12 protein-coding genes are annotated in these 14,856 nt (G+C 58.6%); 8 read left to right on the top strand and 4 right to left on the bottom strand.

What is annotated here, in order from left to right; genetic code table 11:
• The first annotated feature begins 12 nt into the window (after positions 1-12).
• Positions 13-1,071, top strand: a complete 1,059-nt coding sequence (locus tag G3A56_RS15205) for an ABC transporter ATP-binding protein (RefSeq protein ID WP_082182675.1) — start codon at positions 13-15, stop codon at positions 1,069-1,071.
• Positions 1,072-1,166: 95 nt separating this feature from the next.
• A complete protein-coding gene (locus G3A56_RS15200; protein ID WP_082184476.1) occupies positions 1,167-2,210 on the top strand; it encodes a zinc-dependent alcohol dehydrogenase family protein in 1,044 nt (347 codons plus the stop codon).
• A 235-nt stretch (positions 2,211-2,445) separates the two neighbouring features.
• Here G3A56_RS15200 and G3A56_RS15195 read toward each other — a convergent pair whose 3' ends face one another.
• Entirely contained in the window at positions 2,446-2,931 is a 486-nt protein-coding gene (locus G3A56_RS15195) for a hypothetical protein (protein WP_246231013.1), read from the bottom strand.
• Positions 2,932-3,264: 333 nt separating this feature from the next.
• Between G3A56_RS15195 and G3A56_RS15190 the strand changes: the two genes are divergently transcribed.
• Positions 3,265-4,041 carry an AAA family ATPase gene (locus G3A56_RS15190; protein ID WP_082184477.1) on the top strand — a complete coding sequence of 259 codons (777 nt, stop codon included), beginning with the start codon at positions 3,265-3,267 and terminating at the stop codon, positions 4,039-4,041.
• 79 nt (positions 4,042-4,120) lie between these two features.
• The gene (locus G3A56_RS15185; protein ID WP_082182676.1) at positions 4,121-5,452 is read left to right on the top strand and encodes an MFS transporter; all 1,332 of its coding nucleotides are present in this window, start codon (positions 4,121-4,123) and stop codon (positions 5,450-5,452) included.
• Positions 5,453-5,523: 71 nt separating this feature from the next.
• On the opposite strand, the gene metH is transcribed toward G3A56_RS15185, so the two are convergent.
• Positions 5,524-9,297, bottom strand: a complete 3,774-nt coding sequence (gene metH, locus G3A56_RS15180; RefSeq protein WP_082182677.1) for a methionine synthase — start codon at positions 9,295-9,297, stop codon at positions 5,524-5,526.
• 179 nt (positions 9,298-9,476) lie between these two features.
• Here metH and G3A56_RS15175 point away from each other — a divergent pair, with 179 nt between their 5' ends.
• Positions 9,477-10,736, top strand: a complete 1,260-nt coding sequence (locus G3A56_RS15175; RefSeq protein ID WP_164056488.1) for an AGE family epimerase/isomerase — start codon at positions 9,477-9,479, stop codon at positions 10,734-10,736.
• A gap of 155 nt (positions 10,737-10,891) precedes the next feature.
• Here G3A56_RS15175 and G3A56_RS15170 read toward each other — a convergent pair whose 3' ends face one another.
• Together G3A56_RS15170 and G3A56_RS15165 are read right to left on the bottom strand one after the other, a co-directional pair.
• Complete coding sequence (locus G3A56_RS15170; protein WP_003494778.1) at positions 10,892-11,452, bottom strand: dual specificity protein phosphatase family protein; 561 nt, start codon at positions 11,450-11,452, stop codon at positions 10,892-10,894.
• A 212-nt stretch (positions 11,453-11,664) separates the two neighbouring features.
• Positions 11,665-12,117: a hypothetical protein gene (locus G3A56_RS15165; protein ID WP_003494776.1), complete on the bottom strand. Its 453-nt coding sequence runs from the start codon at positions 12,115-12,117 to the stop codon at positions 11,665-11,667.
• Positions 12,118-12,525: 408 nt separating this feature from the next.
• Here G3A56_RS15165 and G3A56_RS15160 point away from each other — a divergent pair, with 408 nt between their 5' ends.
• The 3 genes from G3A56_RS15160 (at position 12,526) to G3A56_RS15150 (ending at position 14,847) form a co-directional block, all read left to right on the top strand.
• Positions 12,526-13,158, top strand: coding sequence for an outer membrane protein (locus G3A56_RS15160; protein WP_082182678.1), 633 nt, complete (start codon positions 12,526-12,528; stop codon positions 13,156-13,158).
• 215 nt (positions 13,159-13,373) lie between these two features.
• The gene (locus G3A56_RS15155; RefSeq protein WP_003494773.1) at positions 13,374-13,745 is read left to right on the top strand and encodes a hypothetical protein; all 372 of its coding nucleotides are present in this window, start codon (positions 13,374-13,376) and stop codon (positions 13,743-13,745) included.
• Positions 13,746-14,100: 355 nt separating this feature from the next.
• The gene (locus tag G3A56_RS15150) at positions 14,101-14,847 is read left to right on the top strand and encodes an HNH endonuclease (protein ID WP_082182679.1); all 747 of its coding nucleotides are present in this window, start codon (positions 14,101-14,103) and stop codon (positions 14,845-14,847) included.
• The last annotated feature ends 9 nt before the right edge of the window (positions 14,848-14,856 follow it).

The following is a 14,856-nucleotide window of genomic DNA, read 5'->3' as shown; positions in this document are numbered from 1 at the left end:
GACAAGATTTTCATGAGCTTTTTGACACTTAGCAACATCAAGAAATCCTTCGGTTCCGTGCAGGTCGTGCATGATTTCGACATGGCCATCGAAAAGGGCGAGTTCGTCTCCTTTCTCGGCCCGTCGGGCTGCGGCAAGACCACCGTGCTGCGCATGATCGCCGGTTTTGAAATCCCGACTGGCGGATCGATCGTCATCAATGGCAAGGACCAGACGACGCTCAGACCAAACCAGCGCAATATCGGCATGGTGTTTCAGGCCTATGCGCTGTTCCCCAACATGAATGTCTACGAGAATGTCGCCTTCGGGCTCAAAGTCGCCGGCAAGCCGAAAGCCGAGATCGATGCGCGCGTGAAGGAAATGCTCCAGCTTATCCATCTGGAGCATCTCGCGGACCGCTACCCCTATCAGATGTCGGGTGGCCAGCAGCAGCGCGTGGCACTCGCCCGTGCCCTGGCACCGAAGCCGGAAGTGCTTCTGCTGGATGAGCCGCTCTCCGCGCTCGACGCCAAGATCCGCGTGTCGCTGCGCGAGGAAATCCGTCAGATCCAGCAGAAGCTCGGCATCACCACCATTTTCGTGACCCACGATCAGGAAGAAGCCCTGTCGATCTCCGACCGCATCGTCGTCATGAATTCCGGCCGCGCCGACCAGATCGGTTCGCCCTTTGAAATCTACAACAAACCCGCAACCCGCTTTGTCGCTTCCTTCGTCGGCACGCTGAACCTGATCGACGCCACAGTCATCGATTCCTCGACCAACGCCATCCGTGTCGGAGAGCAGCAGATCACCCTCCACAAACCTGTCGATGCGGCAAACGGTGAAAAAATCACCCTCGCGCTTCGCCCGGAAGCAGGCGCGCTCGGAGCCGATGCGAAGGGCGATGTCGCTATTTCGGGCGTCGTCACCTCAAGCCAGTTCCTCGGCTCCGTCATCCGCACCCGTCTTGATCTCGGTGGTTCGACCCTGTCTTTCGACATGTTCAATGATCCCGGCACAGCACCACCCGCCCTTGGCGAACAGGTAACGCTCAAATTCGCAGCGGGCGATCTTATGGTGATCAAGGACTAAAGCGCTTTTCCAGACGCAAAACCGCTCCGCCCATTTGCGGGACATGGTAGAGCAGGTATGACTTCGAACCTGCATACCAACTATGTGAGGCCATGATGCGCGCGCTTTTTTACGAACTGTTCGGCGAGACCCCAATTGTCGCATCCCTGCCCGATCCGGAACCGACCGATGGCGGCGTGGTCATCGAAGTAAAGGCAACCGGCCTCTGCCGGAGCGACTGGCACGGCTGGATGGGGCATGACACGGATATTCGCCTTCCGCATGTCCCCGGCCATGAATTTGCCGGCGTCATCGCCACTGTCGGCAAAAACGTCACCCGCTTCAAGACCGGCGACCGCGTTACCGTGCCCTTCGTTTCCGGCTGCGGCCATTGCCATGAATGCCGCTCCGGCAACCAGCAGGTCTGCGAAACGCAGTTCCAGCCCGGCTTCACCCATTGGGGTTCCTTCGCCGAATATGTCGCGATCGATTATGCCGATCAGAATCTCGTGCATCTGCCTGATACGATGAGTTACGCCACCGCCGCCGGTCTCGGCTGCCGTTTCGCCACCTCCTTTCGGGCCGTCACTGACCAGGGCCGCCTGAAGGGCGGCGAATGGCTGGCGGTGCACGGCTGCGGCGGTGTGGGTCTCTCCGCCATCATGATCGGCGCAGGTCTCGGCGCGCAGGTCGTCGCCATCGACATTGCCGAAGACAAGCTCGAACTTGCACGCCAGCTCGGCGCGACCGCCACCATCAACAGCCGCTCCGTTGCCGATGTTGCCGAGGCGGTACGCGACGTGACGGGTGGCGGCGCGCATGTCTCGATTGATGCGCTCGGTCACCCGCAGACCTGCTGCAACTCCATCAGCAATCTGCGCCGGCGCGGCCGCCATGTGCAGGTAGGGCTGATGCTGGCCGATCACGCCATGCCCGCCATTCCCATGGCTAGGGTGATTGCCCACGAACTGGAGATTTACGGCAGCCACGGCATGCAGGCATGGCGCTACGAAGATATGCTGGCGATGATCGAAAGCGGTAAGCTTGCGCCCGAAAAACTGATCGGCCGCCACATCTCGCTGACAGAAGCCGCCGCCGCCCTGCCCGCTATGGACAGTTTCCAGGAAAGTGGCATCAGCATCATTGATCGGTTCGAGTAACCGTCAGATATTCGCGGCGATTTCGGATTCTGGAGTCTCGGCGCAGGTCACCCGCTCCTGCGTCCAAAAGTCTTGACCACAGTGCCTGCGTGAGAAGATGCGGAAGCCGCCGAGGTGCGCCCGTCGTGATTGGTCTGGGTATCGCTCCAGTGACGATTGACCAGTTGCTTCTTGCGGATCTCAAGCGGCGTATCAACCGCCTCCGTTGAGCCATTTCCAGTAATCGCGGGGCTCGTCAATGATCGCACAACCATCGGTAGATAAGCAGGGCCAGACGGAGAAGCGCGAAAAGACCGCCAATCCACACCAATATCAAAATCACGAAGCCCCAGCGAGTATTTTCGGCATCGCGTTCCACCCGTTCCATGCGGTGTTTGGTCGTCGGGTCGAAACCCAGCGTCGCCTTCAGCTTCGCAATGTCCGCGTCGCTGAGCTTCGTGTAGCGGTCACCGTTATAAAGAACATAAGCGTTGCCATTGCTGCTGTTCAGATAGCCGAGATCAAACGCTTTTCCATCTCGAAGGAACATCGGAGTGTCCGGTAGATCATAGACGAGATCGATCGTTTCACCGCTACCAAATCCGGGAATGGCAAATAGTCTGGCTTTTCGAGCCTGCGCATGCGTGGATGCCATTGAAGAAAATAGAGCAACGGCAAAAAACAATGCAATGTAATTCATCCACAACTCAAAACAATAACGATAATGAATAACAATTGCCATGTCTATATTAATGCAAAGTTTATATAACAAATATATTTGTAAATATTTTAAGTAATAAATGAAGCTTATAGAAATAAAAATCGACGCAACAAATACATATGAATAATTATATTATAATATTCAAAATTAATATTACTGATTTATACATAAGAATGGCGATTTTCGTTGTGCATTGGTACAGCGCCGCGTCGCACTCCAAACACAGGCAGCCGCACCAGGCTCAAACATGGCCACTCCGCCAAGGTGCCACTCTTCACACTGGGATTGGAAAAGCGTAAGCGGTTTTTGCTCGAAACCCTCGTCTCAAATCAACGACGAAGCAAGGAACGCGACATGCTGTTTCTCGACAGCGTCACCATGAAGGAAGCGCCGGACCGAAGGGACGAGTATCCCTTTTCCGTTCCGGCGCTGCGCAAGCTGGAACGCCTCGAATTCAAAACACCGATCACCTTTTTTGCCGGCAATAACGGCTCCGGCAAATCGACGCTGCTGGAAGGGCTGGCAGCGGGAATGACGGCCTATGCCATCGGCAATCATGGCCAGGTTGCCGGCGACCTCTACCTCCAGCACGCGGAAACGGTCGCGAAGGCATTCTATTTTGCCCGCAAGAAATATCCGAAAATCCGCATGTTCATGCGTGCGGAAGATGTGCTTGGCTACATCCGCAAGCAGAATGAAGAGACCTTGGACGACTTTCGCTGGGAGCGGGAAAAAGCCCTGAAAAGAGGCGAGGATTTTCCGGAGGAAACGCCGGACACTTTCATGCATATCGTCAGAAACAACGTCATAGACCGGCGTTCGCATGGCGAGGGATTTCTCGACATCATGCAGCAGCGGCTGCATGGCGCAGGCCTCTATTTTCTCGACGAACCCGAAAGCCCGCTTTCGCCGCAAAAACAGCTGGAGCTCGCGGCAATCGTCCGTCACACGGCTGATAGTGGCGGTCAACTGATCATCGCCACCCACTCACCGGTCCTCCTGGCCATTCCCGAGGCGACGATTTATTATTTCGACGAGGATGGCGTCACCGAGCGCCTCTATGACGAGCTGGAGAACATCACCTTCCTTCGGCGCTTCCTCGATCGTCCGTCGAAATACCTCAGCGATTGAACATCGATAAGGCTTGAAATCGCGCCGCGCTTGCCGCATTCCCATTAGCAACATGTGAATTAGAAAAAGAAGCAGGCTTATGTCTCCCACCACTACGCCGGCGGCAGCCCGGCCCCTGAACAGCCAGGATTACAGAACTCTTGGCCTTTCGGCCCTCGGCGGCGCGCTGGAATTTTACGATTTCATCATTTTCGTGTTTTTCGCCACCGTCATCGGCCATCTGTTCTTCCCGCCAGAAATGCCCGACTGGCTGGTGATGATCCAGACTTTCGGCATCTTCGCCGCCGGTTATCTGGTGCGGCCACTGGGCGGCATCGTGCTGGCGCATTATGGCGACCGTTACGGCCGCAAGCGCGTCTTTGCCTTCTCCATCCTGCTGATGGCGCTCTCCACGCTGGGCATGGCGCTGATGCCGACCTATGCCATGATCGGCGTGGCGGCACCCATCCTGCTCATCATCCTGCGTATGCTCCAGGGCGCGGCCATCGGCGGCGAAGTGCCGGGGGCCTGGACCTTCGTTGCAGAGCACGTGCCCTTTCGCCGCGTTGGCCTCGCCTGCGGTTTTCTGACGTCGGGCCTCTCCTTCGGCATCATGCTCGGCTCGCTGATCGCTTTCGCCATCAATTCCCTCTTCTCGGCAGAAGATGTGGCGGCCTATGCATGGCGCATTCCCTTCCTGCTCGGCGGCATCTTCGGCCTGATCGCCGTCTATCTGCGCCGGTGGCTGGAAGAAACACCTGTTTTCACCGAGATGAAGAAATCGAAGTCGCTGACGGACAAGCTGCCGCTCGGCCTCGTCCTGAAGCACCATATGCGCGGTGTCGTCATTTCCGCCCTGCTCACCTGGGTTCTGTCGGCGGCCATCGTCGTTACCACGCTGATGACGGCAACCTTCCTACAGAAGCTCTATGGCTACACACCGACGCAGGCGCTGGCCGGCACCAGCTTCGGCACGCTGTTCCTCATCTTCGGCGTCATCATCGCCGGCGCATTGATCGATCGTGTCGGCTCCGGCATCTTCTTCATGGCCGCCAGCATCTTCTTCGGCATCGCCACCTTCACCTTCTACAGCTATGCCGGCGAATCGCTCGAGACCATGTTCGTGCTTTATGGCGTCATGGGCCTGTCGGTCGGCATGGCGGGTGCGGTGCCCTATGTCATGGTGCGCGCCTTCCCGGCATCGGTCCGCTTCTCGGGCCTCTCTTTCGCCTACAACGTCTCCTATGCCATCTTCGGCGGGCTGACGCCGATTGCGGTGACGACGGCGCTCGCGGTCAATCCGATGGCGCATGCATGGTATCTGGTGTTCATCGCCGTCCTCGCCTTTTGCATCGGCCTCTATCTCTATCTGCGCGGCAGCGAGATCGAAAGCCATGTCGGCATCGAGGAACTGGCGGCGTTGAGGTCGTAAGCCCAACGACGAAATAAAAAAAGCGCGGGCAAGACCCGCGCTTTTTTATTGCAACAACGGTGGCCGGAACATCACGCCGCGCTGTCTATTTCCTCGGCCCCGCTCGTCGGCACATAGTTCAGCACCGGCCCAAGCCAGCGCTCCACCTCTTCCACCGGCATGTCCTTGCGCCGCGCATAATCGAGAACCTGATCGCGCTCCACCTTGGCGACACCGAAATAATAGCTCTCGGGATGGCCGATATAGAGGCCGGAGACGGAGGAGCCCGGCCACATGGCGTAGCTCTCCGTCAGTTCCACGCCCGCCGCATTGGTGGCATCGAGCAGGGCGAACAGCGTCTTCTTTTCGGTATGATCGGGCTGGGCGGGATAGCCGGGTGCCGGACGAATGCCGGCATAGGCCTCGCCAATCAGCTCCTCGCCGGCAAAAGCCTCGTCCGGTGCATAACCCCAGAATTCCTTGCGCACCCGCTCATGCATGCGCTCGGCAAAGGCCTCCGCGAAACGGTCGGCCAGCGCCTTGACGAGAATGGACGAATAATCGTCATTGGCCCGCTCGAAGCGCTCGGCAATCGCCACTTCCTCGATACCCGCCGTCACCACGAAACCGCCGACATAATCGGCAACGCCGCTATCGACCGGCGCCACGAAATCGGAAAGCGCCACATTTGGGCGTCCATCGCGCTTGGAAAGCTGTTGGCGAAGCGTGAAGAAGGTCGCCAGTTCGTCCTTGCGGCTCTCATCCGTAAACAGCCTGATATCGTCACCCACCGCATTGGCAGGCCAGAAGCCGATCACCGCACGCGGCCGGAACCACTTTTCGTCGATGATCTTCTTCAGCATCGCCTGCGCGTCGCTGTAAAGCTGCCGCGCGGCCTCGCCCTGTTTCTCATCTTCGAGGATCGCCGGGTAGCGGCCCTTCAGCTCCCAGGTCTGGAAGAATGGCGTCCAGTCGATGTAACGGGACAGCTCCTCAAGGTCATAGGTCTCGAAAACCTTGGTGCCGAAGAATTGCGGCTTGACGACGCTATAGCTCGACCAGTCGATCTTGTGCGCATTCTCACGGGCACGGGAAAGCGGCAGGCGCTGCTTTTCGCGCTCGTTGCGGGCATGGGCTTCCGCTACCTTGGCATATTCGCTGCGAATACCATCGATATAAGCGGGCTTCTGCTCGGCGGAGAGAAGTGCTGACACGACGCCCACCGCGCGCGAGGCATCGGTGACATAGATCGCCTGCCCCTGCTCATAACGTGGATGGATTTTCACCGCCGTATGCACACGGCTCGTCGTTGCGCCGCCGATCAGCAGCGGAATGTTGAAACCCTGCCGCTCCATTTCCGCCGCCACATGCACCATCTCGTCAAGCGAAGGCGTGATGAGACCGGAAAGACCGATAACATCGACCTTTTCAGCAATCGCCGTTTCAAGGATTTTCGTCGTCGGCACCATCACGCCGAGATCGATGATCTCGTAATTGTTGCAGGCGAGAACGACGCCGACGATGTTCTTGCCGATATCGTGCACGTCACCCTTCACGGTCGCCATCAGCACCTTGCCGGCAGCACTCCGCTCGGACCCGCCATTCAGGCGCTTTTCCTCTTCCATGTAGGGCAACAGCACGGCGACGGCCTGCTTCATCACGCGCGCGGATTTCACCACCTGCGGCAGGAACATCTTGCCCGAGCCGAACAGGTCGCCAACCACGTTCATGCCCGCCATCAGCGGCCCTTCGATAACGTGCAGAGGACGGGCGGCCTTCTGGCGCGCCTCTTCCGTATCGGCGTCGATGAATTCGGTAATGCCGTTGACCAGTGCATGCTCCAGCCGCTTTTCAACGGGAAACTCGCGCCAGGAGAGATCCTGCACCTTCGCCTGTTTTTCACCCGTTCCACGGAAACGCTCGGCCACCTCAAGCAGCCGCTCCGTCGCGTCGTCACGGCGGTTCAGCACCACGTCTTCGCAGGCCTCGCGCAGTTCGGCATCGATGTTGTCGTAAACGGCAAGCTGCCCGGCATTAACGATGCCCATATCCATGCCGACCTGAATGGCATGGTAGAGGAACACGGCATGCATCGCCTCACGCACCGGCTCATTGCCGCGGAAGGAGAAGGACAGGTTGGAAACGCCGCCGGAAATATGCGTCAGCGGCATGGTTTCGCGGATGGTCTTGGTGGCTTCGATGAAGTCCACCCCGTAATTATTGTGCTCCTCGATACCCGTCGCCACCGCAAAGACGTTCGGGTCGAAGATGATGTCTTCCGGCGAGAGGCCCGCCTTCTCGGTCAAAAGCTTGTAGGCGCGCGAGCAGATCTCCACCTTGCGCTGATAGGTGTCCGCCTGCCCGACCTCGTCAAAGGCCATGACCACGACCGCCGCGCCGTAATTATGGACGAGCCGCGCCTGCTGGAGAAACTTCTCCTCGCCTTCCTTCAGCGAAATCGAATTGACGATCGACTTGCCCTGAACGCATTTCAGACCGGCTTCGATGATCTCGAACTTGGATGAGTCGATCATCACAGGCACGCGGGCAATATCCGGCTCCGCTGCGATGAGGTTCAGGAACTCCACCATCGCCTTTTGCGAATCGATCAGGCCCTCATCCATGTTGATGTCGATGATCTGCGCGCCGTTTTCCACCTGATCGCGGGCAACAGCCAGCGCCGCCGTGTAATCGCCGGCGGTGATGAGCTTGCGGAAGCGGGCCGAGCCGGTGACGTTGGTACGTTCGCCCACGTTGACGAAGGGAATGTCCTTGGTCAGCACGAAAGGCTCGAGGCCCGAAAGCGACATGAAGGGCTTGTGCTCGGGAATTTCGCGCGGCTTATAGCCTTTGACAGCCTCCGCAATCGCCCGGATATGCTCCGGCGTGGAGCCGCAGCAGCCACCGACGATGTTGACGAGCCCATCGCGGACAAAACCCTGCACCTGACGCGCCATCATCTCCGGCGTTTCGTCATATTGGCCGAATTCATTCGGCAGGCCGGCATTCGGATAGGCGCAGACGAAGGTATCGGCTACATCCGAAAGCTCCTGCAGATGCGGACGCATGGCGTCGGCACCCAGCGCGCAGTTGAGGCCGATGGTGAAGGGGTTGGCGTGGCGCACCGAGTTCCAGAAAGCAGACGGCGTCTGGCCGGAAAGCGTGCGGCCGGAAAGATCGGTAATCGTGCCCGAGATCATCACCGGCAGGCGGATGCCCTTGGCCTCGAAACGCTCCTCGCAGGCGAAGATCGCCGCCTTGGCGTTCAGCGTATCGAAGATCGTCTCGATCAGGATGATGTCCGCGCCGCCGTCGATCAGGCCGTCGATCTGCTCGCCATAGGCGATACGCAGATCGTCGAAGCTGACGGCGCGATAACCGGGGTTGTTGACGTCAGGCGAAATGGAGGCCGTGCGGTTGGTCGGGCCAATCGCGCCCGCCACGAAACGGCGGCGACCATCTTCGCGCTCGGCACGCTGGGCGGCGCGGCGGACAATCGCGGCACCCTCGCGGTTGAGGTCGTAGACGGCATTTTCCATCTCGTAGTCGGCCTGCGCGATGCGGGTGGACGAAAACGTGTTGGTTTCGAGAATATCCGCACCCGCCATGGCGTAGCGGTAATGGATATCCTCGATAGCGTCCGGCTGGGTCAGGATCAGAAGGTCGTTATTGCCCTTCTGGTGACAGGCACAGCCGATAAAACGATCGCCACGAAAATGGTCTTCGTCAAATCCCAGCCCCTGGATCTGCGTGCCCATGGCGCCGTCGAGAATGAGGATGCGTTCGCTCGCAGCGTCGCGCAGCGCCTTGAAAATTTCCGCGCCGTCGCGCTTTGCCCCTTCGGGACCAAACAGATCGTCAAACACGGGCACACTCCTCATTTCGATTTGCAAGATCGCAAACCGTCAAGTCACATAAAGATATGTTTATGTCAATATATCTTCAAGGGGCAGGCATGGCTTTGCGTCGTTGCGGCAGACTACGAAATTTCACTGACAGATGACAGGTTTATACGGCAAGGATATAAGCCGAAGCAGCAAACCGTATGGAGGACGAAATGCCCGAGGACGACCATAACAACCGGAACTGGAATGCCCTGCCGTGGCATCGCCAATGGCTGGTCAAACAGGCCGAGGGCCTTTTCGATTTCTTCCAGTACCGCGCCGTTAATGCCGCCGGCGGCTTCTTCGATCTCGACGCCAAAGGCGCACCGTTGCAGAGAAAAGATTCCGTGCGCGGCATCCACGCCTCGGCGCGCATGGTGCACTGCTTCTCCATCGGCCACCTGCTCGGCCGGCCCGGCTGCGGCGATATTGTCGACCATGGCATGACCTATCTCTGGAACAAACATCGCGACAGCGAGCACGGCGGCTATTTCTGGCAGGTCAATGATGGCGGCCCGTTCGATTCCACCAAGCAGGGTTACGGCCACGCCTTCGTGCTTCTGGCCGCCTCTTCCGCCAAGACCGTCGGCCACCCCCTTGCCGACAAGATGCTGGCCGACATTACCGAGGTGCTCGAAACCCGTTTCTGGGAAGAAAAACACGGCGCAATTGCCGAGGAATTCAATCGCGACTGGTCGCCCATCGACAATTATCGCGGCCAGAACTCCAACATGCACCTGACAGAGGCGCTGATGGCCGCCTATGAGGCGACGGGCGACAGCAATTATCTGACCAAGGCCGAACGCATCGCCGACCTCGTCATCCGCCGCCGCGCCGGTGAGTTGGATTTCCGCGTGCCGGAGCACTTCGACGAAAACTGGACGCTCGACAAGGACTATCGCGGCAACGAAATGTTCCGCCCCTCCGGCTCCACCCCCGGGCACTGGCTGGAATGGGCGCGTCTGATCCTGCAATTATGGGTGCTGGGTGAACGTCGCCACGACTGGATGCCGGTGGCGGCCAAATCGCTCTTCGTGCAATCCATGACGCTCGGCTGGGACCGGGAAAAGGGCGGCTTCTTTTACACGCTCGACTGGAACGACAATCCGGACAAGACGGCAAAGCTCTGGTGGCCCATGTGCGAGGCGGCGGGTGCAGCCCACTTCCTCAACGAAAACCTGCCGGCGGACGAATTCTACGAAGACAGCTACCGCCGTATCTGGAGCACGATCGCCAACAACTTCATCGATCACGACAATGGCGGGTGGCATGAGGAACTGACGGAAGATCTGGTTCCCGCCCATACGCTGTTCCCCGGCAAGGGCGACATCTACCACGCGCTTCAGGCGTGCCTTATCCCGCTTTTCCCGGCAACGGGAAGTCTGACGAAGGTGATCAAGGAAAGCGGCGGGGCTTATTGAAGCGCCTGACGCCTCCGTCATGCCGGACTTGATCCGGCATCCAGCCACGGCGCGTCTGCGCCGTGAAAAAAAGCCTTACGTGATCAAAGACTTGATCACGCTGGACCCCGGATCAAGTCCGGGATGACGGGGTAAGCAGGCGTATCGCAAAACCCTCAAAAACCGATGGTTTCCTCGAAATCGTCCCACGACTGGTACATTTCATAGCGGCCGATGCCGGGGATCGGCACATGCCCGTAATAGGGCGAAAGCTGAAACTCGGCGGCGGCCTCGCTCTTTCCGGCAACGGCACCCACATAGATCGCCGACGCAAGCCCGGTGCGATTCGCGCCGTGTTCGCAATGGATCAGGATCGGTTTTTCGGCATTGCGCAGCACGGCCGCCAGCGTTTCGGAATCTTCCACCGAGACCTTTTCGCTGGAACTCAGCGGATAATCCACCAGCCGGATGCCGTTGTTTTTTGCCGCCTGGCTTTCAGCGTCATACCAGCCTTCGCGTTTCTCATCGCGCAGATTGATGATGGTCTTGATGCCATAGGCCTTGGCATAGGCCGTGATGTCCTTGCCGCTCGGTTGAGCCGAACGGTAGAGCTCACCGGGTATGACTTCGTGAAAATTTCCGGTCAGCTGACCGATGCCCATATGCGCGCCGGCCAGAACCGGCAGGGCGACAAGGCCGATGGCCGTGATTTTCAAAAACTTCAGAACAATACGCAAAACGTCAACCCGCGATATTCATCGGACGGGGTGGCAGATGGCATCGCAAACGGGCGAAAACAAGTCGGGCAGCGGCCACCACCGCCCTGATGCGGCAGACGGGAGACCCGCCTGCCGCATGAAACCTTTGCATTGCAGGGCTTATCAGAAAGGTGCGCGATAGCGCGGAAATTCTCAAAATACCGTGATGGCCGGAAGCCGGGTGGCCCCGCTCAGTCGAACTCGGCGGAAATGACGGTGACGCGCCATTCCAGACGTTGCGGTTCCACCCTTTCATTATTGCGCAGCCGGAATGCGCGGCACGCCGCAAATGTTTCGCCAGCCTCGATCCGCCTTTCGCTTACCTGATAGGGATCGAAGGCGACGGAAGCGCGGAAGGCCGGTTCGAACCCTTCCAGCGTGTAAGTCAGGCGCTGCACGGCGACATCATTGTCATTGCGAAAGCTGACGCGAATGGGCAACGCCGCATCCGGGCAAGCCGCATCGAAACTGGCTGTTGCAACGACATGTTCGAGCCTCTGGCTGCCGCGCCACCAGTCATAAATGACAAAAGCGGCGGTGGTCGCCCAGATCAGCAGCAGGCAGATGACGACGGGTTTGAGATGCCGCGGAAAGGCGATGAGAGTAAGAAGAAGAATGGCACTGAGAACGGCTCCGACGATCACGTCGTCCCTCCCCGGTAAAAACTAACCCTCATGCGATCCTGTCCTCCCGTGCGCGTCTGTCCGGCAAAATGCCGTTTCGGGTGCGGCGCAATTGCCGCGCCGAAGCAACCGCATCGCGGCAGACATGCACAACTCTATGGTCGTGCCCCCCTCTGTCAAGACAACCAAGCGTGACACCAACTCACCACGCCGACGGATATTCGGCGAAACCGCAAAGGGAACCAAACACCGCTCAACACGTTCGCCGCATCAGAACACCATGGCGGGGCGATAAAAAGCGCCGCGATCACGGTGGGATTGGCCGGCATTAAACGAGGACAGGACACCTCTTGGAACGGCTGAACCCCAACCCATATTAAATGCACCTAATATATGCTATGAAGGTCAATCAGCTCAGGGAGAAATACAATGAAAACGCTGATCGTAACGTCACTCTTGGCCCTGTCGGCCAGCACCGCAATGGCTGCGGATGCCGTCTACGAAAATCCGGCGCCTCCGGTTGCGCAGGAAACCCTGCCGGTCTTCACCTGGTCTGGTCCCTATCTTGGTATCCAGGGCGGCGCGGGCTGGGCGAATGGCGATTTTTCGGCGGGCGGCCCCGTTGCGTCGGATAGTTTCGACGGCGGCGTTCTGGGCGCCTTTGCCGGTTACAATTACCAGTTCGACAATAATCTGGTCCTCGGCATCGAGGGTGACGTCGATTATAACTGGAACGACAATGACTATGCCGGCGTGCAGATCGGCACCGACTGGCAGGGCTCCGTCCGCGGCCGCGTCGGTTATGCTTTCGACCGTGCCCTGCTCTATGGTACCGCCGGCTGGACAGCCACGCGCGGTTTCATCGAAACGCCCGGCGCCGGCAAGGACAGCACCACGTTCAACGGCTATACGGTCGGCGCGGGTCTGGACTATGCCTTCACCGACAATGTGTTCGGCAGGCTGGAATATCGCTACAATGACTATGGCGACAAGGACATCTTCGGCGTCAACACCGATTTCGACCAGCATACCGTCAAGGTGGGTCTCGGCGTGAAATTCTGATCCCTACCAAGCAATATCATCCCCAAAAGCCCGGCCATCCGCCGGGCTTTTTCACGCCTGGAAGCTCGTACCGTTTCAGACATATTGATTTTAGCGGGACGAAAAATATGAACCCCGCAGAAATGAGACATTCACGGACCGTTCAGCAGGCCCATGCCATCATGCGGGCATAATGAGCCTCTATCTCCCAAGGCAGGCTTATGGAGTAGCCCTCGATGAAAAAGATAATTCTTTCCACCATTGCCGCGCTGGTCGCCACCGGCAGCGTCTTCGCATCCTACGGCACAGCCTCGGCTCAGGACTATCCCTATCGCCCGCGCTATGACCGTGGTTACGACCGTGGCGGCCCACCCCCGCCGCCCTACCGCGAACATCGCCGCCACAATGACGGTGCTGCGATTGCCGGCGGCCTCGCCGCAGGTGTCATCGGTGGCCTGATCGGTGGCGCAATCGCCAACAGCAATAACGGCCCCCGCTACTACGAACCGCCACCGCCGCCCCGCCCGCGCTGCTGGTTCGAAGACCGCCGCGTTCCCAATTCCTATGACGGCGGCTGGCACACCGAAAGCATGCGGGTCTGCAACTGACCGCATAGCTGAAAATTCGAAATGGATGATCCGATCAGTCTGAATGGCTGGTCGGATTTTTTTGTGGGATGCGCGAGAGAGAAATCCCGAAGAGCACCGGCTTGCCGTGCCGAATCGCCCTAATTCACTCAAATATGAGGAAAATGGTGGGCCCGGAGGACTCCGAATTCTTCCAATTTTGGAAACGATTTCAAGCAATTAATGTTTCGTTGAGTGGCACGATACCCCCGGTCATACCCCCAGAGATTAGGGGCGCACCGGGACGTTTCTGGACGATATTGAGTCAAATTGACGCGGTTGCCCCGAGGTCTGCTGACACCTAAAAGGAGAGTGGATAGTCGGCTGGGGGACGGGCATGGCAGACGAGGTTGGGAAACCGCAGGACTGGACTGACGATGAGTTGCGGGCCTGCGTGATAGCTTACCGAGAAATGCAACTTGCCGATCAGGCAGGTGTGAAGATCAACAAAACCGCCAAGCGCAACGAAGTGCTTGCGACATCACTTCAAGCCCGTTCGGCTGGGTCATACGAATACCGCATGGCGAATATCGCGTCGGTGGTATCAGACCTAGGGCTACCGATCCTGCCTGGATATACCCCGCGACGGAATGTCGGCCCTCGGGTCACCGCGAAGCTCGTGGCGATAATCAACGATATTTGGGAACGCGAGGCTGCTCCCGAAATTCCCACCGCTGACCCCGAAGAACTCCAAACGCGAATCCAGTCCGCACGTAAGAAGATCAAGACCGGAACGCTCACCTCGCTTCCGGTGAAGTCAGAGATTGCGGTCAGAGTCGAAGCCACCAGTCGACGCTTCATACGTGACCCGAATGTCATCGCATGGGTGACCGTGAATGCTGGCGGCGTGTGCGAAGCCTGCGACAGCCCTGCCCCCTTCAAACGAGAAGACGGCGAGCCGTACTTAGAGGTTCATCACGTTCGCCCTTTGGCAGAGGGTGGGCCTGACAGCGCCGACAATGCCGTTGCAGCTTGCCCGACGTGCCACCGTCGTTTCCATCACGGAGCCGACAAGGACGGTTTCCGGCGAGCAACGATCAAAAAGGTTGGTCGGCTCGTGGACCATCCGGTGCGAGGAAACTAGACGGCTTCC

The organism is Rhizobium oryzihabitans, from assembly GCF_010669145.1.
GTDB classification, from domain to species: Bacteria; Pseudomonadota; Alphaproteobacteria; order Rhizobiales; family Rhizobiaceae; genus Agrobacterium; species Agrobacterium oryzihabitans.
Note: the sequence above shows the minus strand (reverse complement) of the source record. Positions and strands in the feature narration are given on the sequence as shown.

Bases quoted from the DNA above. Each gene is read 5' to 3' on its own strand.
- G3A56_RS15205 (WP_082182675.1), top strand. From the start codon at position 13: ATGAGCTTTTTGACACTTAGCAACATCAAGAAATCCTTCGGTTCCGTG.
- G3A56_RS15200 (WP_082184476.1), top strand. From the start codon at position 1,167: ATGCGCGCGCTTTTTTACGAACTGTTCGGCGAGACCCCAATTGTCGCA.
- G3A56_RS15195 (WP_246231013.1), bottom strand. From the start codon at position 2,931: ATGGCAATTGTTATTCATTATCGTTATTGTTTTGAGTTGTGGATGAAT.
- G3A56_RS15190 (WP_082184477.1), top strand. From the start codon at position 3,265: ATGCTGTTTCTCGACAGCGTCACCATGAAGGAAGCGCCGGACCGAAGG.
- G3A56_RS15185 (WP_082182676.1), top strand. From the start codon at position 4,121: ATGTCTCCCACCACTACGCCGGCGGCAGCCCGGCCCCTGAACAGCCAG.
- G3A56_RS15175 (WP_164056488.1), top strand. From the start codon at position 9,477: ATGGAGGACGAAATGCCCGAGGACGACCATAACAACCGGAACTGGAAT.
- G3A56_RS15160 (WP_082182678.1), top strand. From the start codon at position 12,526: ATGAAAACGCTGATCGTAACGTCACTCTTGGCCCTGTCGGCCAGCACC.
- G3A56_RS15155 (WP_003494773.1), top strand. From the start codon at position 13,374: ATGAAAAAGATAATTCTTTCCACCATTGCCGCGCTGGTCGCCACCGGC.
- G3A56_RS15150 (WP_082182679.1), top strand. From the start codon at position 14,101: ATGGCAGACGAGGTTGGGAAACCGCAGGACTGGACTGACGATGAGTTG.